Origin of the sequence: Bradyrhizobium sp. (assembly GCF_047605465.1) — a bacterium.
Classification (GTDB): Bacteria; Pseudomonadota; Alphaproteobacteria; order Rhizobiales; family Xanthobacteraceae; genus Bradyrhizobium.
This window is the reverse complement of record NZ_JASGFS010000002.1, coordinates 155,588-177,756: the sequence shown is the minus strand read 5'-3', so window position 1 is coordinate 177,756 and position 22,169 is coordinate 155,588. Positions and strand designations below refer to the sequence as shown.

Genomic DNA, 22,169 nt, shown 5'->3' with positions numbered 1-22,169 from the left:
TCGTTCTTCTGAGCGAGTCTGCCGCTATGATCCGTCCTCAGCTCGTTGCAGTGCGCAGCCAATTGCCCCTGCTGCCCTGCACAATCATCCAACGTGCGCCAGAATCATCGCACGCGTCTGAATCGTTAACCCCTTGAGCGGGGCTCTATGCCGGATACGCCGGACAGGCTTCATGCATACGGCCTGCTTGATCCGCGTATCGCAGACAACATTCATCCGCCGCGCCTGCGCGCGGAACGTCAATTTGGACAGAAGCGATGATCAATGTCGATAGACAAAAGGTCGGTATGAGCAAAACCGCGCTCAGGAATGCGACGCACCATTGACGGTTTTTATCGAACCATTCGCCTTTTCTATCAGGAATACGATGCGCGTATCGTTGCGCTCGGTGATTTCGACCTGATCGCCGGTCTCGCGGATCAGATTCGGAATGTCGATCACGGACAAGGGATCGGTGCAGTGCACCTCGAGCTGATCGCCCGGCTGCAACGGCTTCAGCGCCTTACGCGTCTTCAGCGCAGGCAGCGGGCATTTGAGCCCGGTGAGGTCGAGTGTCGTCCTTGTCATGGGCGCAACATGACGGGGCTGGCGGGTCCCGTCAACGCGAGGCCTCAGATCAGATCGGCATAGGACAGGAAGCCCACCCGCTGTCCCGGCTCCACACGCGTGACGGTCTCGTCGAGCTCGACGAGGCCATCGGTCTCCACCAGCGAGGACAACAGACCTGCGCCTTCCCGCGGGAACTTGATCGCCTCCAGCGTTCCGTCCTCGGCACGCCGCAAGGAGGCGCGGACATATTCGCGGCGACCGAGCTTCTTCTTGTAGCTGAACCCGGCCCGCAACGGGATCGCCAGAAGCGGCTCCGGCAAGGCACCGGCGAGCGCGAGGACCGTCGGTCGCACCACATGGACGAACGTTACGAAGCTCGCGACGGGATTGCCTGGCAGTCCGATCAGCGGCGTGCCGGCGATGATGCCCATCGCCACCGGACGCCCGGGCTTGATCGCCATCCGCCACAGCACGAGCGAACCGACGCTCTCGACCGCCGCCTTGACGTGGTCCTCCTCCCCGGTCGAAACACCGCCGGTAGTGAGGATGAGATCGTGTGCGGCCGCGACTTCTTTCAAGCTGCGCGCCAGCGAGGCGCGTTCGTCGCGCAGGATGCCGAGATCGCTGACCTCGCAACCGAGCCGGCGCAGCATCGCCATCAGCATGAAGCGGTTGGAGTCGAAGAGTTGCGAGGCGGCGCGTGGCTCGCCGGGCGAAGCCAGTTCGTCTCCGGTCGAGAACACCGCGACACGGATGCGCCTGACCACATCGAGCCGGGTCAGACCGAACGCCGCGGCCAGCGCAACATGCTGCGGCCGCAGCCGCTGGCCTGCACGCAGCGCGAGATACCCCTCCGGAATATCCTCTCCGGCAGGCCGGACATTCGCGCCGGGCTTCAGCCCGGGCGGCAGCACGGCCTTGCCGCCATCGACCAGGCGGACGTCCTCCTGCATGAAGACGGTCTCGGCCTGAGGCGGCATGGGAGCGCCGGTGAAAATGCGCGCGGTATGGCCGGGCTTGATCGGCGCCTGCGCGGCGCCGCCCGCCTGGATGCGGCCCTCGACCGCGAACGCGCGTTCCTCTCCTTGCGGAAGGTCGGCATTGCGCACGGCATATCCATCGACGGCCGAATTGGTGAAGGGCGGCAGCGGCAACGGCGCAGCGATGCCGCGCGCCAGCACGCGCCCGTCCGCATCGACCAACGCCGCCGTCTCGATCTCCGCGATCGCGCTGACCCGGGCCGTGATCAGGCCAACGGCCTCGTCGACCGACATCATCGGTCCGCCGAAGGCAAAGCAGTCGTCGGACAGTTGCGCCATGATGCCTCGTCAGCGCATTGCTGCGCTTCTTGCCACCGCTTCCTCGACCGTCATGGCCGCGCGCAGCATCAGGGCGGCGGCGGCCGGGATGTCGTCGAGATGGACAGTCGGCAGCCGGGTTTCAACCGCAACATCGGCCGCGATCCCGACAATCTCGGGATCGTCGGGAAACAGCAGCGGCTTCTCGTTGGCGGCGCGATGTACCTCGATCTTCCGATGCGGCTCACGCTTGAAGCCTTCGATGACGATGAGATCCACCGCAGAGAGCCTGTCGAGCAGCTCCGGCAGCCGCGGCTCGGGCGCGCCGCGCAATTCATGCATCAAGGCCCAGCGGTTCGTCGAGGAGACCAATACCTCGGCCGCACCCGCCTCGCGATGACGCCAGGAGTCCTTGCCGGGCACATCGACGTCGAACTGGTGGTGCGCATGCTTGATCACGGACACGCGCAGGCCTTGCGCGTTGAAGTGCGGAATGAGCCGCGTCAACAGCGTGGTCTTGCCCGCTCCACTCCAGCCCGCGAGGCCGATGACTTTCATTCCAGGTCCGTCTCCGTGCACGACATCGCTCTTTGTGGAACCATCGCTCCGCGCTCGCAATGACGAACAGAGGCATTTCGCTCTCTCAACACCATGCTTATATCGGCTTGACCCGAATGTCATGCTAACCTCGCCGCCATGATGAAGATCGACAAGGCACCGGTCCCTCTGATCGTCCCCGACACGGCCGATCCGCGTCTGACCCGGAGTGTGACCGGGACCGACCAGACCGGCGCCAGGGTCGAGATCAAGGTGCCGATGGAGCGGCCGCTGACGCTCTACCTGAACTCTCAGGAGATCGTCACCATGATGACGATCGGCGACTATCCCGAATACCTGGCGCTGGGCTATCTGCTCAACCAGAATATGTTGAAATACAGCGATGCTGTCACTGAGGTCGAATACGACGACGATCTTCAGGTCGTTGTCGTGCGCACCGAGCACCACACCAATTTCGAGGCCAAGCTCAAGAAACGAACGCAGACTTCCGGCTGCGCCCAGGGCACCGCCTTCGGCGACCTGTTAGAGGCTGTCGAAAATGCCGCACTACCGAAAGCCGAGCTGCGCGCTTCCTGGCTCTACCGGATGACGCAGACCATCAACACCATGCCGTCGCTCTATCTCGAGGCCGGCGCGATCCACGGTTGCGTGCTGTGCCGGGAAGGTGAGCCTCTCTGCTACACCGAGGATGTCGGTCGCCACAACGCCGTCGACAAGATCGCAGGCTGGATGTACCGCCACGGCGTCGATGCCTCCGACAAGATACTCTACACCACAGGGCGCCTCACCTCTGAGATGGTGATCAAGACCGTACGAATGGGAATTCCGATCCTGGTGTCACGCTCCGGCTTCACGGCATGGGGTGTCGATCTCGCGCGCCAGGTCGGTCTGACGCTGGTCGGCCGCACCCGCGGCAAGCGCTTCGTCGCGCTCGCAGGCGAAGAACGCATCGTCTACGACCAGGACCTCGCTTACATCGAGGAGGAATCGGCAAAGCACAAACGCAAGGGTGAAGGCGGTGACGACTGAAATTCCGGCGACGCAAGGCGTGCTGCTCGCCGGCGGCCTCGCGCGGCGGATGGGCGGCGGCGACAAGCCGATGCGGACCATCGGCGGCCGCACGATCCTGGAACGCGTGATCGCGCGGGTTTCACCCCAGTGCGACGGACTGATCCTCAATGCGAATGGCGATCCCTCGCGGTTCGCCGCGTTCGGCCTGCTGGTCGTCGCCGACGACGTGCCCGGTTTCCCCGGCCCGCTCGCCGGCATTCTCGCCGCCCTCGACTGGACCGCGGTGAACCGTCCGGGCGTCGAATGGGTATTCAGCGCCGCCGGCGACTGCCCGTTCCTGCCACGCGATCTCGTCATACGGCTGCAGGACGCGCGGCAACGGGAGAACGCCGAACTCGCGGTCGCGGCCTCCGGTGACCAATCGCATCCAGTCATCGGACTCTGGCGAGTCAGCTTGCGCGACGAACTGCGCCACGCGCTGGTGGTGGAAGACCTGCGCAGGATCGACCGCTGGACCGCGCGCTACCCGCTCGCGACGGTGACGTGGCCGACGCAACCGCTCGATCCGTTCTTCAATGCCAACACGGTCGAGGACATTGCCGAGGCCGAACGGCTCGCGGCACTGGATGCGGCCGGCTAGCGCGCTAAGATCTCGGGAATTCGGTGAGAAGCTGAATCCAGACGAGCGCAAAGGCGATCAAGCCGCACAAAGAAAGCCGCCGCCAGCCGCAGTGCGGCGGGCGCTCATCGAAGCGGAAGCGCGGGAGCGTGAACGGACCGCTCAGGCCGCCAACGGCACCGACCAAGCGTCGTAGCCGTAGACCCAGCTCGTATCGGTGCGTTCCTTCAGCCAGACGTTGGCGCGCGAAGTCTCCTGCACCCGCGTCGTCCGCGCCTTGCGCGTGGACTCGAAGCGGCGGAACGCATCTGCGACACCATCGCGATCGACGCCATCGAGGCAACGCGACAGCACTGCGGCGTCCTCGATCGCCATCGCCGCGCCCTGCGCCATGTACGGTGTCATCGGATGACAGGCGTCGCCGAGCAGCGTCACCTTGCCATCCGCCCAATTGTCCAGCGAGTCGCGATCCATGATCGCCCATTTGTGGACGTCTGGGCAGGCGGCAAGCACCTGTCCGACCTGCGGATGAAATCCCTCGAACGAAGCGCGCAGGTCGCGGACGTCCCCTTTTGCCGACCAGGACTCGATGCGGAAATCCGGCTCGGGCTGGCTGGTGACGAGATAGACCTCGCTACGGTCCGGCTTGACGTAGTAGATCACGATGTGGCGATCCTGGCCCCACCATTTGGTGCAGTCATCGATCTTCTCGCCGCCGAGCAGGGCCGCGGGATAGGTGGTGCGATAGGCGATGCGGCCGGTGAACCTGACCGGCGCGGTGTCGAAGAGGATGTCGCGCACCGCCGAATGGACCCCGTCCGCACCGACCACCGCATCCGCAACGCTGCTGCCGCCGTCGGAAAAGGTCAGACGGATGCCGTCAGCGATCTCGTCGAGACCGACCAGCCTGTGATTCAGCTTCACGCACTCATCCGGCACTACGCTCGCGAGCGCCGCGTGCAGGTCGCCGCGATGGGCGAGCAGATAGGGCGCGCCGAACTTCTCTTCCGCACTCTCCCCGAAGATCATGTCGAACTTGACCTCGCCGCTGCGCCAGTCGCGGTTATTCCAGGAGCGCGGATAGAACGACTGGCCGCGCATGCGCGTCTCCAGCCCCAGCGCGCGCAACACCTTCATGGCGTTGCATCCGACCTGGATCCCGGCGCCGATGCGCGCGAACTGGGAGGCCTGTTCGTAGACGGTGGCCTTGATGCCGACACGCCGCAGCGCCGCGGCGGTCGCGAGCCCACCCATGCCGGCACCGACGATTGCAACCGAAAGCGGCCTTGCCATCACGTTCCCCCTGTCTGCCGCGCGGCTTGAAACGCCGCGTCGTCCACCTCAAGCCGTCCCGCCAGCGCCGCACGAGACTCGCCCGAGCCCGGCCCATCGCGAAGGATCCACACCGCCGAAGGCGGCTTGCGCGCCATGACCGACGCAAGGCCATAATGCTCTTCGGCGGATGGAATGAAACCGAGGTCGGAGGCATGGGCGACCGGCGCAATGGTCATGCCCCAATCGGCGCGATACCGGGCCACCGCTGCGGCTACGGGGGCTGAAGTAACCTTCAGGCGGCGTGCCGCCGAGCAGCCGGTCGATCAGGACGCGCGTGGCGGAGCCCTGGTTGCGGCTGACCCTGATGCCGGCGGGATCGGCGGCGAAGGCCTCCTGCGCGCCGAGACCTTCGAAACGCTGGCAGACGCCGAGCCATCCGCCATGATGGACCCATCCCGGCCCCAGCCGTCAGCCGCCACTCTTGACTGCATTGGGAAAGAACAATTGCTGCCCGTCGACCTTGTAGCCCGCGATTGCGGCCTGCCCGTCCGGTGAGATCAGCCAGTCGACGAAGGTCTGCCCCAGCTCCTTCTTCACGCTGGGATACTTCTCGGGGTTCACGAGCATCACGCCATATTGGTTGAGCAGCCTCTTGTCACCTTCGACGACCACGTCGAGATTGCCGCGATCCCCGAAGGAAATCCACGTGCCTCGGTCGGACAGCACGTAGGCGTTCGCCGCGCGCGCGGCGTCGAGGGCTGCGGTCATGCCCTGCCCGGCTTCGCGGTACCAGGCACCCTTGGCGCTGGCGATGTCGATGCCGGCGACGATCCAGAGCGCGAGCTCGGCAGCATGCGTGCCGGAGCGATCGCCGCGCGTCACGAACGGCGCGCCCTTGGCCTCGATCGCCTTCAGCGCGGTCGCGATGTCCTTGCCCTTCACGCCGGCGGGATCGTTCTTCGGCCCGATCAGCAGGTAATCATTGTACATGACGTCGAAGCGCTTCACGCCGAAGCCGTCGGCCACGAACTTCTCTTCCTGCGGCCGCGCGTGCATCAGCACGACATCGGCCTCCCCCTTGCGCGCGCCGTCGAGCACCTCGTCGGCGCGGCGTGCGATCACCTTCACGTCGATGCCGGTCCTGGCGGTGAAGATCGGCAGCAGATAGTCGAGCAGGCCGGAATCGTGTGCCGATGTCGTCGAAGCCAGGACGATCGCGCGATCCTCCGCGGATGACGCCGCAACGCCGGCGGCAAGGCCGCAGAGCAGCGCAAAGGCAAAGGACAGGCGGCGCAAGACCATGAGCTGGTTCCCGTGAGGTATGAAATCGGGACGATCCTGATGACGGATTGTGACGCGATCATGCGCGAAACCGCCCGGACGCGACAATAAGAGATGGAGTGCGAGGCCGAACACCACCGCCGGAAGACCTCGCCCGGCACGGGACGGCGACAGCCGGGAAACATCGGCAATGCACGAACCGGCACGTCGATTGCAGTCGCCAATGACCGCTGCACGGCCTGCATCATTCACAAGCACCAGCATGGCAACAGGAATCGACAATCAGGATGTGTTGCAAAGCAACGAGATGATCGGGCATGGTTCCTGCGGACACAAATGAGCTGCAGAATTCCACCTGCGTCGAACGCCAAAAAAAGAAGCAAGAATTTGCATAGGAATGCAGGATGGAATTCCTGACGACCAGCGAAGCCGCCGACTATCTCCGGCTCGGCGAACGCAAGCTCTACGAACTCGTCACCAACGGCGCGATCCCCTGTAGCAAGGTGACGGGAAAGTGGCTGTTTCCGCGCCATGAACTCGACCTCTGGGTGCTGTCGGGACTGGCGCGCCCCGCCGGCATGCTGGCGCCCGAACCGCCGCCGATCGTGGGCGGCAGCCAGGACGACCTGCTGGATTGGAGCTTGCGGGAATCCGGCTCCAGGCTTGCCTCGATGAGCGAAGGCACCGCGCGGGGGCTCGAGCGGCTGCAGCGCGACGAGGTGATCGCCACGGCGATGCACTTCCACAGCCTCGACGCTTCCGACAACCTCGCCTGCGATGCCAATGTGGCGGCGCTGCGCCATGCGCCCGACCTGCATGACGCGGTGCTGATCGGACTGGCGCGCCGCGAGCAGGGTCTGGTGCTGCCCCATGGCAATCCCAAGCAGCTGCGCAGCCTGTCCGACGTGCTCTCGCTTGGCGCCCGGATGGCGATACGGCAACCGGGTGCAGGCGCGCAGATGCTGCTCGAGACGCTCCTGAAGCGCGCCGGCGGCACGATCCGGGATCTGCGCCGACTCGACGCGCCGTGCCTGACGGGGCCGGACCTCGCGGCGACGATCCGCGCGGGCCATGCCGATTGCGGCGTGGCGACGCGCGCGGCTGCCCGGTCCGCCGGCCTCGATTTCGTGCCGCTGGTCTGGGAGAATTTCGACCTGGCGCTGCGCCAGCGCAGCTATTTCCGCCCGCCGATGCAGGCATTGATCCGGTTTCTCGGCGAAAGACGGTTGCGGCAGCGCGCCGAGGAGCTGTCCGGCTACGATCCCTCGCCGGCCGGACAGATCCGCTTCGCAGCCTGACATTGACGCCTGCCCCCAAATAGTTGCAAAAGAAACCAATTCAGCCGGGCCCTACCCGGCGCCGGAAGCAACAGCGGCCAAAGAGCCGCAGCAGGGGAGGACAAGCGTGAATCCAATCAGATTTGGACTGCCGGTCATTGCCACGTTGGCGGCGGCGCTGATGCCGGGCGCCGTGTCGGCGCAGGTGTCCGACGACGTCGTCAAGATCGGCGTGCTCACCGATATGAACGGCCCGGCCTCCGCACCGACCGGCCAGGGGTCGGTGACTGCGGCGCAGATGGCGATCGACGATTTCGGCGGCACCGTGCTCGGCAAGCCGATCAGCATCGTCGTCGGGGACCATCAGCTCAAGGCCGATGTCGGCGGCGCGATCGCGCGGCGCTGGTACGACGTCGACCAGGTCGACCTGATCGTCGACGTGCCGGTCTCCGCGGTCGGCCTCGCAGTGCAGAACATCGCCAACGAGAAGAAGCGGCTGTTCATCACCCACTCCACCGGCACCGCGGATTTCCACGGCAAGTTCTGCTCGCCCTATGCGATGCAGTGGGTGTTCGACACCCGCGCGCTCGCGGTCGGCACCGCGGACGCCGTCGTCAAGCGCGGCGGCGACAGCTGGTTCTTCATCACCGACGACTATGCCTTCGGCCATTCGCTGGAGCGCGACGCTTCCAGCGTCGTCACCGCCAACGGCGGCAAGGTGCTCGGCTCGGTGCGGCCGCCGCTGGCGACGCCGGATCTCTCGTCGTTCGTGCTGCAGGCGCAGGCCTCCAAGGCCAAGATCATCGGCATCGCCGCCGGTCCGCCCAACAACATGAACGAGATCAAGACCGGCTCCGAGTTCGGCGTGTTCAAGGGCGGTCAGCAGATGGCGGCGCTCCTCGCGCTGATCACCGACATCCACGGCCTCGGACTGCAGGCGGCGCAGGGCCTGTTGCTCACGACCTCGTTCTACTGGGACATGGACGACAAGACCCGCGAATGGTCGAAGCGCTATTTCGCCAAGATGAACAAGATGCCGACGATGTGGCAGGCCGGCGTCTATTCGAGCGTGATCCACTATCTCAACGCCATCAAGGCGACCGGCACCGACGATCCGCTCAAGGTCGCGGCCAAGATGCGCGAGACGCCGGTCGAGGACTTCTTCGCCCGCAACGGCCACTTACGCGACGACAATCTGATGGTGCACGATCTCTGGCTGGTGCAGGTGAAGACGCCGGAGGAGAGCAAGTACCCCTGGGACTATTACAAGATCCTCACGACCATCTCGGGCGAGAAGGCATTCGGGCCGCCGGACCCGGCCTGTCCGATGTTGAAGAAGTGAGGGCTTAGCAAGACTATGAGATGGTAAATGCCCGGGCTTGTCCCGGGCATTTTCGTCTTGGTCCAAGCGCGGCGGCGCGAGAATGACCAGGACAAGCCGGGCATGACGACAGTGGATGCAGTCGTGCCTATTTCACCACGCCGATCTCGCGAAAATACTTCATCACGCCCGGATGAATCAGCTCCGGCCGCGGCGCTGCCGCCACGGTGTTCGCCGCCGTCGTCTCGCAGGCCTGCGCGAGCGTACGGCAGAACGACGCCTCGATGCCATGCAGCGTTTTCGCCAGCCGGTAGGCGACATCGTCCGGCAGGTCCTCGCGCGTGAGCACGAAGCTCCAGGAGCCGAGCGAGGCAATCGGCTCGGACTGTTTCGGGTAGGAGCCGGCCGGCACGGTCAGCGGCTTCAGGAACGAATGCCTGGCACGGATGCGGGCGATCTCGTCGGCGCTCGGCGCGATGAAGCGTGCGCCGGAGCCGCTCGACGCCACCGCGGCAAAGCCGGGCCAGCCGATGCCGGCCCCCCACAGCGCGGCGACGCGCCCGTCCTCGACCATCGCCGGACCGTCGCCGGCGCGATCGAGATAGATCGGCTTGAAGTCCTCGTCCTGCTTCAGCCCGAGTCCGTCGAGCACATAGCGCGCCAGGATGGGCAGCCCCGAGCCTTTGGCGCCGAACGCAACCGGTTGGCCGACGAGATCGCGGATCGTCCTGTAGGGACTGTCCGCCCGCACCACGAACATGCCGGGATTGGAATAGATCGCCGTCAGGATCCTGAGCCGCGCCGGAGGGCGGCCGATGCCGGTGAAAGCCTCATAGGCGGGCTCGCCGGCCACCAGCGCGAGATCGAGTTCGCCCTTCTCCAAGAGCGGAATGTTCTCGTTGCTGCCCTTGGTGTTGCGCGGGACGATGGTCGTCTGCGGATCGGCCGCGTTCATCGCCTCCGCGAAGGCATTGCCGTAGAGCGGGAAGCCGCCGCCAGGCGTCGCGGTGCCGAGACTGATGGTGAGGGTCGAAATGGCCTTGTCTCCGGTCTGGGCGGCGGCGGGGCTCGCGAGCAACACCGCAGCGAGAAGGATGGTTCGGGCGAACGTCATGGTCGTTCCCGGCCGATCCGCTTCGACATCGCCCCGAGGCGATGTAGGCAGCGGACGGATTCTGTGAAAGCATGCACGCAACGACAATAAAGCACAGGGAGGCGTCATGCTGCGATTTTTGCGTAATGGTGTTTTCGGGCTCGCTTTGATTTCAGGCTTGTTCGGCCTCGCGCCTGCCGCCACGGCCGCCAGCGACTATCCCAACCGCCCCGTGCACTGGCTGATCGGCTTCGCCGCCGGCGGCCCCGTCGACATCGTGGCGCGGATCATGGCGCAGTGGCTGTCGGATCATTTCGGTCAGCAATTCATCGTCGAGAACCGTGCCGGCTCCGGCGGCAACATCGCCGCGGCCGCCGCGATCAATTCGGCGGCGGACGGATACACGCTGCTGTTCGTCGCGCCCAACAACGCGATCTCGACCTCGCTCTACAAGAAGCTGCCCTACGACTTCCTGCGCGACACCGTCCCGGTCGCCAGCATCATGCAGCTCACCAACATGCTGGTCGTGTCCAACGCGATGCCGGTCAAGACCGTCCAGGAGTTCATCGACTACTGCAAGGCCAATCCCGGCAAGATCTCCTTCGCCTCGTCCGGCAACGGCACCTCGGTGCACATGTCGGCCGAGCTATTCAAGGTGATGACCAAGTGCGACATGGTGCATGTGCCCTATCGCGGCTCGGCCATCGCCTTCCCCGACATCATCTCCAACAAGGTGCAGCTCATCTTCGACAATCTGCCTTCCGCGCTGGAGCAGGCGAAGGGCGGCAATGTCCGCGCGCTCGGCGTCACCTCGCCGCAGCGCTGGCCGGCCGTTCCCGATGTGCCCGCGATCGCCGAGACCGTGCCGGGCTTCGAGTCGGTCGGCTTCTACGGCATCTCCGCGCCGAAGGGCACGCCGCCCGAGATCGTCGAGATCCTCAACAAGGCGGTGGGCGAAGCCCTGAAAGACCCGAAGCTGGCGGCGCGTCTGACCGAGAACGGCGGCATCCCGAGGCCGATGACGCCCGCCGAGTTCGGCAAGCTGGTCGCCGACGAGACCGACAAGTGGCGCAAGGTGGTCGAATTCGCCGGCGTCTCGGTCGACTAGTTCCGGCCCACCGCCCCGCCCGGAGTGCCGACAACACATCCTGGGGGACCGCCGGCTCCCCAGGACTCAAAATCGCGAAAACAACCCCATGCACAGTAGCAATTGTCACCGTCCGGAGCGCCCTGCGACGGCGAAAATCAGCATCGCCGGAGTATTTGACGCGTCGGGCAAAACACCGGCACAATCCGATCATCCCGCCCATGCCGCAAACCACCGGCCACCCGCCCCGCTTGGGGACAACCGCGCAAGGTCCGGCTGCCCACGGGACCGGCATTGCACCCTCCGCGCAGGCCCTGTAAACGAACCGCGCACCGTTGCCGGCCGCCGCTCGAAACGGCCGTCTCGCGGCGGGGCCTGTAGCTCAATGGTTAGAGCCGGCCGCTCATAACGGTCTGGTTGCAGGTTCGAGTCCTGCCGGGCCCACCATTGCGCGAATCCATATTTGATTAGTCACGCTTTTTTCCTCGATTTGTCTCATGTGCTTTATCGGCCTTGAGAACTGAGACACTTTTCCGGGCCCGATACTCGTCTAGCCGGGCAAAAGCATTCTCTGCCATCACCCGCTTCTGTGCTTCTCGGATATAGATCTCGGCGGTTTCAAGCTTGCTCCAGCCGAACACGGCGCACATTTCAGGGGCGGTTGCGCCGCCCTCGGCGAAAGCTACAGCAGAGGCCTTTCGCAAGCCGTGAGAGGAGCAATGGCGCAACCCGGCCTGGTCGCACCAGTCCCTCATTTTGTTGCCGAAGCCGTCGATCGTAAAGGCCTTGCCAAGCTCGTTTACCAGATACGTGGTGTCGCCCAACGTCGTCCCATGGAGCGTCTGCCGCAACAGCGGCTTGATGGGGACCACGATCGTCTTGCGCGTCTTGATCTTTCCTCGGCCTTTGTGAGCCACAAAAGATAGCCATTGGCCGCCTTCAGTTTCGTGCTGGCGACCGACGCGGCACACATCCGAACGCCTCGCACCGATCGCCAGCATGAGCTCGAGTGCGAGGCGCGCCTTCGATCCCATGGAATGATACTGTCGGTACTTCTCGACTTCTGCCGGCGTCCAGGTGTGCCAACCCTCGCCTTCGTTAATCTTGCCGACACCTTCGGCAGGGTTGTGCGAGGCCAACTCTTTGCCGATCGCCCACTTGAACAGCGAGCGCAAATATTTCACTAGCTTGTCAGCCGCGCCAGGTGTCGCAGCCCGCTTGTCGCGGCTGCGCTCAACGTCCTGCTTGCGGTACGCAGCATAAGGAAGTTCGCCAGCGGTCTCACAGAAGCGATTGAGCACACTCCGCTTATCAGCTTGGGTCAGCCGATCGAACTTCAGAAACTCGCCGGACCTAAAATATTGGTCGACGAGCCAATAGAAGGTTTTCTCACGCGGCGTTTTCGGTGGCGCGTCCGCTTGCCCATCGATCTTTTCCAGCGCGGCGAAGTAGGCCTTCATAAACTCAGGCGTAATTGTGCCATCGGCCGCTTCGAAGGTCTGACGGATCCGGACCTTCGGCCGGCCAGGCTTTCGCACGTAGTAACGATCATTGCCGTTTGGGTCGGGATCAAAAACGCAGTATTTCAGGCGCGTTTTAATCATACTGTTATGCCATCGAAAGGATTTTTGGAACCACGATCGGCATCGCGGAGATCGCACCATGCTTGCCGGATTTCTTCGGTGTCCCATAGCACGACACCACCGATTTTCCGGCCTTTCGGCATTACGCCTTCTTCGATCCACCGATCAAATAAGGTCGCAGAAATCGAAAGAGCCGCCGCGGCCTCATCGCGACGAAGCGCAAATCTTGGTTGGGAAACCATCCGAGGCGAGACATCCGCCATCACTCGAACTCAGCCAACTCTCGGTCGAGATCGGACTCTACAACAGCGGCGGGGGTACTAGCACCAGGCGATCCCACGACAATGACCATCCTGCCATCGGTCGTGATTTCGATCTGTCCGCCGCCGCCTTCTTGCACGGCTCGAATAGCCCTCGCCAGTTCCGTTCTCCGAAACGTGGAGGGACCGCGGGTTCGATTAGAGGAGGAGGATTTAGCTCGGGATGGCCGGACAGGCCTCGACGCCGTCTCCGGTGGGGTCGTCAGCGATTTCATTCGGTGGCTCCAACATCTCGATTTTCCCTCTCGATTTGCTGGCCGTGCCGTCATGCCCTAGATGGAGGACACAACGGAGCTTGCCCAAAGCCCCGCCGAATCCCGTTGGCCAAAAGCAAAAATGGTCGGGTTTGGTCCAAAAAGCAATCATCCTTTGGAGTGTTTCCCCCGCCCCCCTCCGCAGGGAGCAGACGCCGATTTTCCCGAAACCCTCGCAAGCTCCCGAAGAAACGCGGGCTGGAACGATCCGGCCCGCGTAAAACATCAACAATAGTATTAGGCTTCAGTCGGTCGACGGCGCGACGCATTGCTCCGACACTGGCGAGCCGGATGTGCTTTCAGAAACGCCTTGTCGTCGACGATCATCCGCAAGCCGCGCTTGGCATCCCGATCCCTGAAGGTCGGCTTTAACCCGTACAGGATCCTTTCCTTCCAGGCGATCGCGGCCACAGTCGGCGCAGGCGTGAGGACCTGTCGCAACAGGGCTTCGATATAGCGCTCGTATGCCCTGCGATGATCCTCGGGCGTCATCTTTGGGTAGCGCACCACCGCCTCCGGAACACCCCACTTCTGGGCCATCTCAACTGCAAACGTTAGCTTGTTGAGAACCTCGAAAAAACGCCGTTCGACATCCGCAGCCTCCCACGCAAGCGTGCGCTCGGCGCGTAAAGCTTCGTTATGGGCGCAAAGCTGGGCCCGCGCCTGTCGGCGCATCTCACCCTCGCTGAACTGGATGACAGACGCTGCGTCTTGCCGGACAGGTATGGCCGTCGCGATCGTCGGCGACGCTTGCGACGTTCGGCGCGGGAATTGGACGATGTTGGTTGCTTCCATGACATCGGCCCTCCGCTAATTCACAGTCGAGCAGAAGCGAGCCACCGTGGCCGCTCCCGTATCCGCCGGCGCGTCCATCAGCTGCGCGGCGATCTCGGCCAGGGCTTCCGCCGGCAGCACCAGGCGGGCCGTCACGACGCGCATAGGCATGTCAGGATCGCCGTTCTCGGGCACGGCGAAGACAAGGCGCCGGACCGAGCCGATACGCTCCACGCGCACCAAGGAGACGACAAACACGTCTTGGAGGGCGAAGGGCTCAATGGTCTCGACTTCCCGCCGGGGCGGGAACATAGGACGTTGCAGGGTCATGAGATTTAGGCTCGCTGGTTTTGGCTTCTGACAGCCATAAGCCAGGCGTCAGGCCTGGCAGCCGGGGGTTCAGAATCCGCCAGCGAGACGGATCGACGGCTTTTAAGCCTTTCGGCTCTGGACATGGCGCGCCGCCCCCGGCATAAAGCCAGAGTGAGCGCGCCCGCCAAGGCGTGCTAATTGCGCCAGGAGCCCGCCAAGGCTCCATGCGCCTCGGCAAGCTCTCGGCGCCAACCGAAAGATTTGCCATATCGCTGGACCGGGTTCTGACACCCAGCAACGATTTTCATCTGATTTGCCAGCGCTAAGCAAGCCCTCCGGGGCGGCCTTCGCGCGCCTGGCCAGGCCGGCGGGGGATTGCTGGGGACAACCGGTTCCGATCGGGTACCGGTCTGCTCTAGTCCCCCAAAAGCGCCACCTTCTCCGACGATGGTTCATGCGTCCCAGCAGCTTAGCTGGGAGACGGGATATTTCATCACGAAAGGAAAAATCTACAATGGGCTACGTCGTTCACGAGCTTTGTAAAGACCGCAGCCGCACCGTCACTCAGGCCAACGCTCTGCATCTTGCCGGCGATTTCGCGGCCGAGGCCGAGGCGCGTCACGTGGTGAAGCTGCTCGATATCAGCATCCGCGAAACCATCGCTGCAGCAATGGCGCGCTGATCCCTACTGTTGTGCCGGCGGTTCGACTACCAGCTTCAGGGACGTGAACCAAAGGCGCAATACCACGCATGATCGAAGGCCGCTGTGCCTTGTTGGGAAGGTGCGGCCGCCGCGGAAACTGTAGCCGTCGGTTACAGTTTTAGGGGTAGTTACATAGGTGCCCCCCCTTTTGATGGAGCCGCGGCGCCTCTATGGTTCCCCCAGCATGGGCTGGGAGTTAATCTCATGAGCATCGATTGGGCAGTTGTGTTGGCGACGGTGGCGGGACCGGTTCTCGCGGTGCAGGTGCAGAAATTTATCGAACGATCGACGTCCAAGCGGCAACGAAGAGAGCGCATCTTTGAGGCCATCATGACGAACCGGGCGACACGCCTGTCGAGCGACTACATTCAAGCATTAAATCAAATTGACCTCGAATTTCGCGCGCGCTCAGACAAGCCGGTTGTCGACGCGTGGCGCTCCCTTTTTGGAGAGTTGAGCAATCCGCCGCCCGACCAGACCGACGCTAACGCCAACACAGCTTGGAACGACCGCTGCAACGAACGTCTGATTGCCCTTTTGGTCGCGATGGGAAAGGTGCTTGGGCGCGTGCACTCAGACGAAGAGATCCGGCGCGGGTTTTATTATCCGAGGGGACGCGTTGAAGCTGAGCAAGCGCAGCTTGCTGTTCTCATCGGCCTTCAGCGCGTACTCGACGGGAGCAGTCCACTCAATGTCCAGAACGCTGGGCCAGGTCCGTCTGACCTACAGTTGTCCGTTCTCAAGAAAATCGCGGCAGCCTACGATGATTCAGGGGCATTGAAGGTCATCTTCGCTAACGCACCAGACAAGTCCAAAATGAACTGACTATTGTGGAAGTGGCGGAGGTCGGGCACTTCCCCACCACCACCGCCATCTGTTCTCCCGGAGGAACCATGCTTCCCTTTGATGAGACCTCACGCGGACATCTGGCACGGGCTCGAAAGCGCCTTGAGGGAGATGATCGAGCTGACCTTTTCTATGCGGCGTTAGAACTACGTTTTTGTGTCGAGGCGCGACAGAACGATTATGTTCAAGCACAAAGCCGATATCTGAAATCGATTCCGGCTGCACATAAGATTGGCAATCAGGCGGCGGCACTGAGACGGCTGTTCGATCGTGACGAGACCCTTCGGGTCGAGATCGACTTCCACGATCTTCCACCGAAGGTGCTCTACTACACACCGGTGACAAACGAGCTGAAAAAAAGCGCGGAGAAGCTTGGTGATCTACTCCATATTCAGAAGGTTCGACGATCTGGAGATGAAGCGTGGTGGCTAAGCCAGAAGAGTTTTCTGTTACAAACGTATCGCTCCGCTTGGTACGCCTGCCGCGGCGAAATGCTAAGCCCGCTTCTTCTGCTTCGCGATAAGTCTGTCGTCGGCGCGATCGAGCTGGTAGCAGATCAAGATCCGCTTTTTTTTGAGAGGATCGGCGAGGTAGGACGCACGGCCATCTTCAATGTATCCTACATCGACAAACTCCCGGCGGATCTCTCGCCAGATATTTGACGATTACACCTTTGAGAGCATCGCGAGTTCATTCTCGAATTCTTGGGATCAAGCCCTGTTTTCGCACGATGGGCCGCCTCATCTAACGAGACCAGAGCATGCAATAAGCCGACGTGGGGGCCACGACGGCTCCGAGAAACTGTACCCAATGGGTACAGTTTCTAAACGGGGTGCGGATTATCCCGCCGCAGTGTGCCCAAGCACATTGACCAGGCAACCGCCGCCGAGGGTGATCGCCGCCCCGAGCGCATAAGCCCCAAAGTGGCCGGCCGAGAATGCGGCTCCGAGCAGATTCGCTGCAGCTCCGCCAGACACCGCCGCGGCAAATGCTGCCACAGCAACCAGCGCCACCAATCCGACGACGACCTCCTTCGCACCGTTCGACCCACCACCGCCCATCGGATAAGATACGAAGCGAACGTTATCGTTCGCCGCGATGCGCCGACGGGCCCAGCTCTTGCGCAGGACCGGTTCGCCGTTGATCTCGAGAGTGGTCGGTAGCCCCTTCTTGAACTGCCATCCGTACTTTCGATCGCGCCAGGCCCAGCCGGTGCGACGCAGGAACGCCGTGATGGTTTCGCGCGGCAGAGGCTCGGCACGCGCGACCTCGAGGCCGGGCATGACCATATGCAGCACCGGCCGGCGCATGCGATCTGCTCGGAGATGGCGGCGCGTGCTGGTGTTGCCCGGCCTGGCTTTAGCCATTGGCCAGGACGCAACGCGACGAGGCGTCGAGCGCCGCCGTAGCGTCGTCGAGAGCCCGCTTTGAGCGCGCGTGCGCTTCCTGCGCCTTCGTCAAGGCCTTAGCGGCGGCCTGGTGGGTTTCTCGCGCGGACATCAGCTCGGCCTGCAAAGCGCCGAGGTCAATCAGTGGCCGGGTCATTGAAACTTTCCTTTCGAAGTTGAGGCGGCAGGCCCATCAGCAATCGCCGGCAGACCTGCCGCCGCCGCGCCGGTACATCAGCGACGCGAATTCAATCGGGCGATCTCGTCGAGCACGCGCTTGTCCCGCATCAGTCGCCACGCGGCCATCCTCGAGCCGCTATAGCCGGCTTGCGACGCTGCGCGGATTGGAGCCATCCCGTTGCTAACGGCTTCAGCAAAGGCAGCCGGCCGCGGTCTCAGTTGCTCCGTGTAAGTGCGGCTCAAGGCTATTTCGCCACCGCCAGCGGCCGGCAATCGTCTCCGCCGCCGACGATCGGCGCGCATCAGCGCATCAAGCTCGTCGAGCTCCCTCTCAATCTCATCCATCTCGCTCGAATCGAACCGCTTCACCGCTCTACCCCGTGTAACATCTCGCCCGACTAAAAAAAGATTCGGCCAACCCCGAAAAAACTGCGCGTTGCTTGGCCACCGGTCCGGGCGTTCCTACCGCGCGTTTTTCAACTACCCCCCCCTCGCGGATACAGCTTTCGGCGCATGTCTGTGAGTTGCGCCTCAAGCTCTTCGACGCGAGCCTGCAGCGGATCGACAACCTTCCTCAATTGCCGCTGCATGAGTCGCTCCGACATCCGAGTCACGAACCCGACTTCCATTGCGAACGCTTCGAGGCCGCTTTTGCAATGGGCGCATTCATCTTGATGGTCCGCGATCTCGCGACGAAGCGACAACTCGTCTGCGTCTACTGCGCTCTGGTCGAATGCCGATTCTCGCCACTGGCGGATCAAAAGATCGAAAGACTTATCAGCCACGACGAGATAGCTCCCTTAAGTACGCAGCTTTAAATATCCTGCGGAGCCACGTTGCTTTTGCTTTGGTCACCGGTCGCAGCGCAAGTGATCCGGCATGCTCGCCTGTTGCGCTGCGACCGGGCTTGCGGCGAACTTTGGTTGTCCTGACCTCGCTCGCCACAAGGGACCTCGTTTTACCAAGTGGCGCCGTCGAGGTACGCAACGGCGGTCGATCGCCGCTTCGCGAACGCTAGCTCATGAATGATGCGTACCGCGACGGTCGCGGTTTGCCAGAGCGATCGCACCGGGTCCGCTGTGGTGGGACCGGTGTCGCTGACGATCTCAAGCGGAGCGTCGGACATGTGCAGCAACGCATTCGTGGTAATGTCGATCTCCGGGGACGTATCGACAGACACCAGCAACGCTGGACCGTCCGCCGCGATAATGCGATCGACAGGAACGGCCGCACTCGGCACGATGTCGAGCGATCCGGACAAGATCGGGTCGAGGAGACGCAGCCGCGCGAGACGCTTCGGATTGACCACGAAGGTCACCATGCCGCTGCCGCCGTCCGACACTGCATCAGATAACGCGATCAGGTCCTTCTTGGCGGATGCGCTGTCGCCGCCGGCATAGCCCGCGCCTGCCATGACGCCATTCAAGAGACCCGCATTCGCCGCATCGCTGGCCGCGGTCGACGCGAAGAAAGCGGCGTCGAGCCCTGCGGCAACATCTTCGCGAAGCATAGTCTCCATGATCGCATCAGCGTCACTGCGCTTCGACAGTTCCCGCGACCATGCGACGATGCTGGCTTGCTTTTTGGCTGGACCGATCGGCATGTTTGCGAAGTTCGAGGTGCTGAGCGGGATTGGCCCACCCTCATCGACCCAGGCAGGCGTCGCCGGTCCATTCGGTCGCACCGGATAGTTTGTCGAGAACTCTGCATTCGTCAAAGTTGCTTTCAGTGCGATCTCGAGGAGGCGCGCCGCGCCTGAGTAGGGCGCCAGCGAGATGAGGAAGCTGCGCCACGAATCGCGAAGTAGGCCGGCGTGATCAGTCGTGGTCCCAAGCGCGGCGTTAGCACGCTCGATGATCGCCACCGTCTTCTCGTCCTCGGCGAGGAAATCGCGGACAGGACGGCCGGTGACAACACCCTGTGCCTTGGCAAAGACCGCGCGCGGGAATTGTTTGTGAGCCGCGTCCGGACGCGGGCGAGTTGTGATCGGAGATGGCTTATGGCTCATGTCGGAAGGCCCCGCGAATGTGCAACCGCTTTCGGGAGAACTAGCATGGCCCGCATCGCCCAAATGCAACGCGTTGCATCGCTCAGTGCGAGTGTCGGGTCGCCAGGTCAGAAACCCAGCGCGCGAAAGCGTCCTGGATCTTCGCGCGGTTCTGGCTGTCACAAAAAAGCAGGTAGTCGAGATCGATCAGCATATCGACGATGTCGAGGCCAACTTCCAGGCTCAGCAAATAGCGGTCGCTGCGCGCAAGTGCACGACACTTCTTTGAGCGCTCTGTCGACGACATAGCCATTAGCGGAAGCGACCCTCGTCGAGCGCCCCCCAAAGGTCAGTGACGATCGACATCACGCGCTCCCGTTCGAATCTCGCGGCCTAATTTTCGGCATTCCTCACCGCAGAAGAGTTCTTCTCTTCCTCGAACCCGAAAGGGTTCAGCGCACAGGCAGCAGTTGTTCCAGCCTCGGAAGATGCCGTACTGCACCGGCCTAGCTTCATTCGATAGCTGCGGTCGCAACCGCACACTCAGCACGACGTTTTGGAGAACGCCTAAGCCACCACCTTCCACAGATGGCAGGGCGGTTCCCGGGCGGAGGGCGTGAGGACGCGGCGGAGCGAGAGGGGCCTCCCGAGCGACGTCCGCGCCCGGAACAACCGGAGCCGGGGAACCGCTTGACACAGGTCTGTCCCCAGCAACGACTGCTTCGCAGTCTGCTGACGCCAGACTTGGGTCACGTCGTTCGTTCGCTCGCGTTTCCTCGCGGTCGCCGCCGGATCCGGCGCTTAAGCTCCCATCGGGAGCCTCTAAGCTCCCATTTTGATCCGCGAGGGTTCGAGGGTTTGCGCATACCTGCGATAGTTCAACCCTCGACGGGTCGCCGCAAACCCTCGCAGCGCGGCGCCGGCGGCGCTGCCACGTCGAGCGACTGATGCCCGCAGCTTCCCAGGGCGCTTCGCTCTCGATCGAGTTCTGTTCGTACATCTCGCGCGGCTTCACGCCAGCCGCGCGGCGTTTCTCTCTCCGCTTTGCGTTGTAGCGTTCGCGGCGAAGCCGTTCGCGCTCGGCCGGGCCTACGTCCGTCGAGCCGATCGTCGTGATGCCCAGCGCCTGGCGCTCCGCATATGTCAGCCCGACCTTTTCGCCGAGCGTGTCGGCTTTGAATTTATAGGGTCGCCTCAGGACGTGCGCGGCGAGCGCAGCAGCTTCGGCGGCCGAGCACCAAGGTGCCCAGACGCGGGCCCACGCGACCACCTTTGCAACGACATCGCCGCGCCGTGCGCGGATGAGTTGTGCGGCTATCCAAAGATCATCAGCGCCGGCATCATCGTTCGGGACCACGCCGCCGTAGCGGTGAGTCCAGAGGCGTTCAAGCTCGCGGAGCATGATCTGCGCCTTGAGAGACGCGGAGCCTCGCCGCTGCGGCGCCTTGCGCTCCTTCTGCCCCCATGCATAGACCCGCGCAATCATCTCATGCTTGGCGTTCTGCTTCGGCGTTCCGTCACGGTAATGTGCGTTCGCCAGCTTTTGAGCGGCAAAGCGCCGGCGACGATTGCGCGCCCGCTCGTCGGCCTCATAGTCATTGATTTCGGCGTCGATCGTTGCCAACCGGGATAAGCACGCTTGGCGCGCGTCAAGCAGATCGGTGGCGGCACGTAGTTCTCTCGATCGAGCTTCACGAAGGCGCTGCATGTCCGCGCGGGGACTGTTGTCCAACATCATAGTGCACCCGCAGCGGCGATATCGACGAGCTTGATGCCCACGAACCAAATGACGCTGCTCTGCCGTTTGACATGGCCGCGCTCGACCAGCCTGGTCGAGAAAGCCTTCTGCGAAAGCGGCTCTCGATCGAGCGAGAAGCACAATCGCCTGTAGCTTGCGTATAGCGCTGAAGACTGCACGCGATCGCCAGGGCTCTTGACGACGCAGCGAGATAGAAACTCGTCAACCGTGGGGTCGGCAGTCGGCGCCGACGGTGCCGGCCGCCGCGGCGTTTCTGGTGGCAGGAGTTCAACCAGCAGCTCGGCGACGAACCTCCGCCGCTCGATGATGCTGGCGGCCTTCCACGCGGCGCGCAGGGTGACGCGGTGACGCGATCCATTCCGTCGGGTCATCTGGTCGCCCCCTCAAGTTTCGGTGGAGCGATTCGGCATGATGTCTTGCAGATCGGGGCAGCGGGGAGTAGTCTACTTAAGCTGAAAGTGACTATCTCGACTTGCGATTTTGCCCTGCCATCTTGCCCGATGGCGGGGCTTCGCATTTGGGGCGGATCCGGAGGCGGATCGTCGCCCAGGAAGCGCTCCGGCGGGACCATCCGAGCGCCCGAACAGTGGGGCTCATCCGTGAGCCGCCAGCCATTCAGGATGTAGGTCTGAACTTCGTGCACTGGCACGTTGATACAGGCGACGGCGCGGAGCGCTGAGTGTTTTTTGCTCAT

At 63.2% G+C, this 22,169-nt stretch carries 26 protein-coding genes, 1 tRNA gene and 1 pseudogene; 10 read left to right on the top strand and 18 right to left on the bottom strand.

What is annotated here, in order from left to right; translation table 11 throughout:
* Positions 1–303: 303 nt before the first annotated feature.
* The 3 genes from QM712_RS02780 to mobB are packed head-to-tail and all read right to left on the bottom strand — an operon-like array spanning position 304 to position 2,405.
* Positions 304–567 (bottom strand): sulfurtransferase TusA family protein, encoded by a 264-nt coding sequence (locus tag QM712_RS02780; protein ID WP_415021505.1) that lies wholly within the window; start codon positions 565–567, stop codon positions 304–306.
* A 44-nt stretch (positions 568–611) separates the two neighbouring features.
* Positions 612–1,868, bottom strand: coding sequence for a gephyrin-like molybdotransferase Glp (glp, locus tag QM712_RS02775; RefSeq protein WP_415021504.1), 1,257 nt, complete (start codon positions 1,866–1,868; stop codon positions 612–614).
* 9 nt (positions 1,869–1,877) lie between these two features.
* Positions 1,878–2,405 carry a molybdopterin-guanine dinucleotide biosynthesis protein B gene (mobB, locus tag QM712_RS02770; RefSeq protein WP_415021503.1) on the bottom strand — a complete coding sequence of 176 codons (528 nt, stop codon included), beginning with the start codon at positions 2,403–2,405 and terminating at the stop codon, positions 1,878–1,880.
* A gap of 138 nt (positions 2,406–2,543) precedes the next feature.
* On the opposite strand from mobB, the gene fdhD reads away from it, so the two are divergent.
* On the top strand, positions 2,544–3,434 hold the full coding sequence (fdhD, locus tag QM712_RS02765) for a formate dehydrogenase accessory sulfurtransferase FdhD (RefSeq protein ID WP_415021502.1): 891 nt from the start codon (positions 2,544–2,546) through the stop codon (positions 3,432–3,434).
* The gene (gene mobA, locus QM712_RS02760) at positions 3,415–4,056 is read left to right on the top strand and encodes a molybdenum cofactor guanylyltransferase MobA (RefSeq protein ID WP_415021501.1); all 642 of its coding nucleotides are present in this window, start codon (positions 3,415–3,417) and stop codon (positions 4,054–4,056) included. Before fdhD ends, mobA begins: the two co-directional genes overlap by 20 nt.
* A gap of 141 nt (positions 4,057–4,197) precedes the next feature.
* Here mobA and QM712_RS02755 read toward each other — a convergent pair whose 3' ends face one another.
* From QM712_RS02755 to QM712_RS02745, 3 genes and pseudogenes are all read right to left on the bottom strand, one after another.
* Complete coding sequence (locus tag QM712_RS02755; RefSeq protein WP_415021500.1) at positions 4,198–5,328, bottom strand: FAD-dependent monooxygenase; 1,131 nt, start codon at positions 5,326–5,328, stop codon at positions 4,198–4,200.
* Positions 5,328–5,775 (bottom strand): annotated as a pseudogene (locus QM712_RS02750) (substrate-binding domain-containing protein); the annotation flags it as partial. The pseudogene QM712_RS02750 and the gene QM712_RS02755, both read right to left, overlap by 1 nt.
* 3 nt (positions 5,776–5,778) lie before the next feature.
* On the bottom strand, positions 5,779–6,612 hold the full coding sequence (locus QM712_RS02745) for a substrate-binding domain-containing protein (protein WP_415021499.1): 834 nt from the start codon (positions 6,610–6,612) through the stop codon (positions 5,779–5,781).
* A 383-nt stretch (positions 6,613–6,995) separates the two neighbouring features.
* On the opposite strand from QM712_RS02745, the gene QM712_RS02740 reads away from it, so the two are divergent.
* Together QM712_RS02740 and QM712_RS02735 are read left to right on the top strand one after the other, a co-directional pair.
* The gene (locus QM712_RS02740) at positions 6,996–7,889 is read left to right on the top strand and encodes a substrate-binding domain-containing protein (RefSeq protein WP_415021498.1); all 894 of its coding nucleotides are present in this window, start codon (positions 6,996–6,998) and stop codon (positions 7,887–7,889) included.
* Between the two features lie 106 nt (positions 7,890–7,995).
* Positions 7,996–9,210, top strand: a complete 1,215-nt coding sequence (locus QM712_RS02735) for an ABC transporter substrate-binding protein (protein WP_415021497.1) — start codon at positions 7,996–7,998, stop codon at positions 9,208–9,210.
* A gap of 127 nt (positions 9,211–9,337) precedes the next feature.
* Here the strand turns inward: QM712_RS02735 and QM712_RS02730 are convergent, their stop codons facing one another.
* Positions 9,338–10,303, bottom strand: coding sequence for a TAXI family TRAP transporter solute-binding subunit (locus QM712_RS02730; RefSeq protein ID WP_415021496.1), 966 nt, complete (start codon positions 10,301–10,303; stop codon positions 9,338–9,340).
* Between the two features lie 106 nt (positions 10,304–10,409).
* Here QM712_RS02730 and QM712_RS02725 point away from each other — a divergent pair, with 106 nt between their 5' ends.
* Positions 10,410–11,390 carry a Bug family tripartite tricarboxylate transporter substrate binding protein gene (locus tag QM712_RS02725; protein WP_415021495.1) on the top strand — a complete coding sequence of 327 codons (981 nt, stop codon included), beginning with the start codon at positions 10,410–10,412 and terminating at the stop codon, positions 11,388–11,390.
* Positions 11,391–11,740: 350 nt separating this feature from the next.
* Positions 11,741–11,816: transfer RNA gene (locus tag QM712_RS02720), tRNA-Ile, on the top strand.
* A gap of 20 nt (positions 11,817–11,836) precedes the next feature.
* Here the strand turns inward: QM712_RS02720 and QM712_RS02715 are convergent.
* From QM712_RS02715 to QM712_RS02700, 4 genes are all read right to left on the bottom strand, one after another.
* Positions 11,837–12,973, bottom strand: coding sequence for a tyrosine-type recombinase/integrase (locus tag QM712_RS02715; protein ID WP_415021494.1), 1,137 nt, complete (start codon positions 12,971–12,973; stop codon positions 11,837–11,839).
* Positions 12,970–13,215 (bottom strand): helix-turn-helix transcriptional regulator, encoded by a 246-nt coding sequence (locus tag QM712_RS02710; protein ID WP_415021493.1) that lies wholly within the window; start codon positions 13,213–13,215, stop codon positions 12,970–12,972. Before QM712_RS02710 ends, QM712_RS02715 begins: the two co-directional genes overlap by 4 nt.
* Positions 13,216–13,763: 548 nt before the next feature.
* The gene (locus tag QM712_RS02705) at positions 13,764–14,321 is read right to left on the bottom strand and encodes a hypothetical protein (RefSeq protein ID WP_415021492.1); all 558 of its coding nucleotides are present in this window, start codon (positions 14,319–14,321) and stop codon (positions 13,764–13,766) included.
* Positions 14,322–14,336: 15 nt separating this feature from the next.
* Positions 14,337–14,630 carry a hypothetical protein gene (locus tag QM712_RS02700; protein WP_415021491.1) on the bottom strand — a complete coding sequence of 98 codons (294 nt, stop codon included), beginning with the start codon at positions 14,628–14,630 and terminating at the stop codon, positions 14,337–14,339.
* 496 nt (positions 14,631–15,126) lie between these two features.
* Between QM712_RS02700 and QM712_RS02695 the strand changes: the two genes are divergently transcribed.
* From QM712_RS02695 to QM712_RS02685, 3 genes are all read left to right on the top strand, one after another.
* Positions 15,127–15,294, top strand: a complete 168-nt coding sequence (locus tag QM712_RS02695; protein WP_415021490.1) for a hypothetical protein — start codon at positions 15,127–15,129, stop codon at positions 15,292–15,294.
* Between the two features lie 225 nt (positions 15,295–15,519).
* Positions 15,520–16,140 carry a DUF6680 family protein gene (locus QM712_RS02690; RefSeq protein WP_415021489.1) on the top strand — a complete coding sequence of 207 codons (621 nt, stop codon included), beginning with the start codon at positions 15,520–15,522 and terminating at the stop codon, positions 16,138–16,140.
* Between the two features lie 68 nt (positions 16,141–16,208).
* On the top strand, positions 16,209–16,823 hold the full coding sequence (locus QM712_RS02685) for a hypothetical protein (protein ID WP_415021488.1): 615 nt from the start codon (positions 16,209–16,211) through the stop codon (positions 16,821–16,823).
* Positions 16,824–17,000: 177 nt separating this feature from the next.
* Here QM712_RS02685 and QM712_RS02680 read toward each other — a convergent pair whose 3' ends face one another.
* From QM712_RS02680 to QM712_RS02670, 3 genes are all read right to left on the bottom strand, one after another.
* A complete protein-coding gene (locus QM712_RS02680) occupies positions 17,001–17,471 on the bottom strand; it encodes a hypothetical protein (RefSeq protein ID WP_415021487.1) in 471 nt (156 codons plus the stop codon).
* Positions 17,472–17,520: 49 nt separating this feature from the next.
* A complete protein-coding gene (locus QM712_RS02675) occupies positions 17,521–17,706 on the bottom strand; it encodes a hypothetical protein (RefSeq protein WP_415021486.1) in 186 nt (61 codons plus the stop codon).
* 77 nt (positions 17,707–17,783) lie between these two features.
* Positions 17,784–18,098, bottom strand: a complete 315-nt coding sequence (locus tag QM712_RS02670; protein WP_415021485.1) for a hypothetical protein — start codon at positions 18,096–18,098, stop codon at positions 17,784–17,786.
* Positions 18,099–18,253: 155 nt separating this feature from the next.
* Between QM712_RS02670 and QM712_RS02665 the strand changes: the two genes are divergently transcribed.
* On the top strand, positions 18,254–18,547 hold the full coding sequence (locus QM712_RS02665; protein WP_415021484.1) for a hypothetical protein: 294 nt from the start codon (positions 18,254–18,256) through the stop codon (positions 18,545–18,547).
* Between the two features lie 140 nt (positions 18,548–18,687).
* On the opposite strand, the gene QM712_RS02660 is transcribed toward QM712_RS02665, so the two are convergent.
* The 4 genes from QM712_RS02660 to QM712_RS02645 all read right to left on the bottom strand — a co-directional run bounded on the left by QM712_RS02660 (position 18,688) and on the right by QM712_RS02645 (position 21,846).
* A complete protein-coding gene (locus tag QM712_RS02660; protein ID WP_415021483.1) occupies positions 18,688–19,737 on the bottom strand; it encodes a phage major capsid protein in 1,050 nt (349 codons plus the stop codon).
* Between the two features lie 82 nt (positions 19,738–19,819).
* Complete coding sequence (locus QM712_RS02655; protein WP_415021482.1) at positions 19,820–20,023, bottom strand: hypothetical protein; 204 nt, start codon at positions 20,021–20,023, stop codon at positions 19,820–19,822.
* Between the two features lie 42 nt (positions 20,024–20,065).
* Positions 20,066–21,451, bottom strand: a complete 1,386-nt coding sequence (locus QM712_RS02650; protein ID WP_415021481.1) for a hypothetical protein — start codon at positions 21,449–21,451, stop codon at positions 20,066–20,068.
* The gene (locus QM712_RS02645) at positions 21,451–21,846 is read right to left on the bottom strand and encodes a primase-like DNA-binding domain-containing protein (protein WP_415021480.1); all 396 of its coding nucleotides are present in this window, start codon (positions 21,844–21,846) and stop codon (positions 21,451–21,453) included. Before QM712_RS02645 ends, QM712_RS02650 begins: the two co-directional genes overlap by 1 nt.
* Between the last annotated feature and the right edge of the window lie 323 nt (positions 21,847–22,169).

Coding starts and splice junctions, on each gene's coding strand:
- QM712_RS02745 (WP_415021499.1), bottom strand. CDS start 6,612: ATGGTCTTGCGCCGCCTGTCCTTTGCCTTTGCGCTGCTCTGCGGCCTT.
- QM712_RS02675 (WP_415021486.1), bottom strand. CDS start 17,706: ATGACCCGGCCACTGATTGACCTCGGCGCTTTGCAGGCCGAGCTGATG.
- QM712_RS02780 (WP_415021505.1), bottom strand. CDS start 567: ATGACAAGGACGACACTCGACCTCACCGGGCTCAAATGCCCGCTGCCT.
- QM712_RS02700 (WP_415021491.1), bottom strand. CDS start 14,630: ATGACCCTGCAACGTCCTATGTTCCCGCCCCGGCGGGAAGTCGAGACC.
- QM712_RS02655 (WP_415021482.1), bottom strand. CDS start 20,023: ATGTCGTCGACAGAGCGCTCAAAGAAGTGTCGTGCACTTGCGCGCAGC.
- QM712_RS02695 (WP_415021490.1), top strand. CDS start 15,127: ATGGGCTACGTCGTTCACGAGCTTTGTAAAGACCGCAGCCGCACCGTC.
- QM712_RS02680 (WP_415021487.1), bottom strand. CDS start 17,471: ATGCGCCGGCCGGTGCTGCATATGGTCATGCCCGGCCTCGAGGTCGCG.
- QM712_RS02690 (WP_415021489.1), top strand. CDS start 15,520: ATGAGCATCGATTGGGCAGTTGTGTTGGCGACGGTGGCGGGACCGGTT.
- QM712_RS02650 (WP_415021481.1), bottom strand. CDS start 21,451: ATGTTGGACAACAGTCCCCGCGCGGACATGCAGCGCCTTCGTGAAGCT.
- QM712_RS02740 (WP_415021498.1), top strand. CDS start 6,996: ATGGAATTCCTGACGACCAGCGAAGCCGCCGACTATCTCCGGCTCGGC.
- QM712_RS02710 (WP_415021493.1), bottom strand. CDS start 13,215: ATGGCGGATGTCTCGCCTCGGATGGTTTCCCAACCAAGATTTGCGCTT.
- fdhD (WP_415021502.1), top strand. CDS start 2,544: ATGATGAAGATCGACAAGGCACCGGTCCCTCTGATCGTCCCCGACACG.
- QM712_RS02685 (WP_415021488.1), top strand. CDS start 16,209: ATGCTTCCCTTTGATGAGACCTCACGCGGACATCTGGCACGGGCTCGA.
- QM712_RS02645 (WP_415021480.1), bottom strand. CDS start 21,846: ATGACCCGACGGAATGGATCGCGTCACCGCGTCACCCTGCGCGCCGCG.
- QM712_RS02730 (WP_415021496.1), bottom strand. CDS start 10,303: ATGACGTTCGCCCGAACCATCCTTCTCGCTGCGGTGTTGCTCGCGAGC.
- QM712_RS02725 (WP_415021495.1), top strand. CDS start 10,410: ATGCTGCGATTTTTGCGTAATGGTGTTTTCGGGCTCGCTTTGATTTCA.
- QM712_RS02705 (WP_415021492.1), bottom strand. CDS start 14,321: ATGGAAGCAACCAACATCGTCCAATTCCCGCGCCGAACGTCGCAAGCG.
- QM712_RS02715 (WP_415021494.1), bottom strand. CDS start 12,973: ATGATTAAAACGCGCCTGAAATACTGCGTTTTTGATCCCGACCCAAAC.
- QM712_RS02660 (WP_415021483.1), bottom strand. CDS start 19,737: ATGAGCCATAAGCCATCTCCGATCACAACTCGCCCGCGTCCGGACGCG.
- glp (WP_415021504.1), bottom strand. CDS start 1,868: ATGGCGCAACTGTCCGACGACTGCTTTGCCTTCGGCGGACCGATGATG.
- mobB (WP_415021503.1), bottom strand. CDS start 2,405: ATGAAAGTCATCGGCCTCGCGGGCTGGAGTGGAGCGGGCAAGACCACG.
- QM712_RS02755 (WP_415021500.1), bottom strand. CDS start 5,328: ATGGCAAGGCCGCTTTCGGTTGCAATCGTCGGTGCCGGCATGGGTGGG.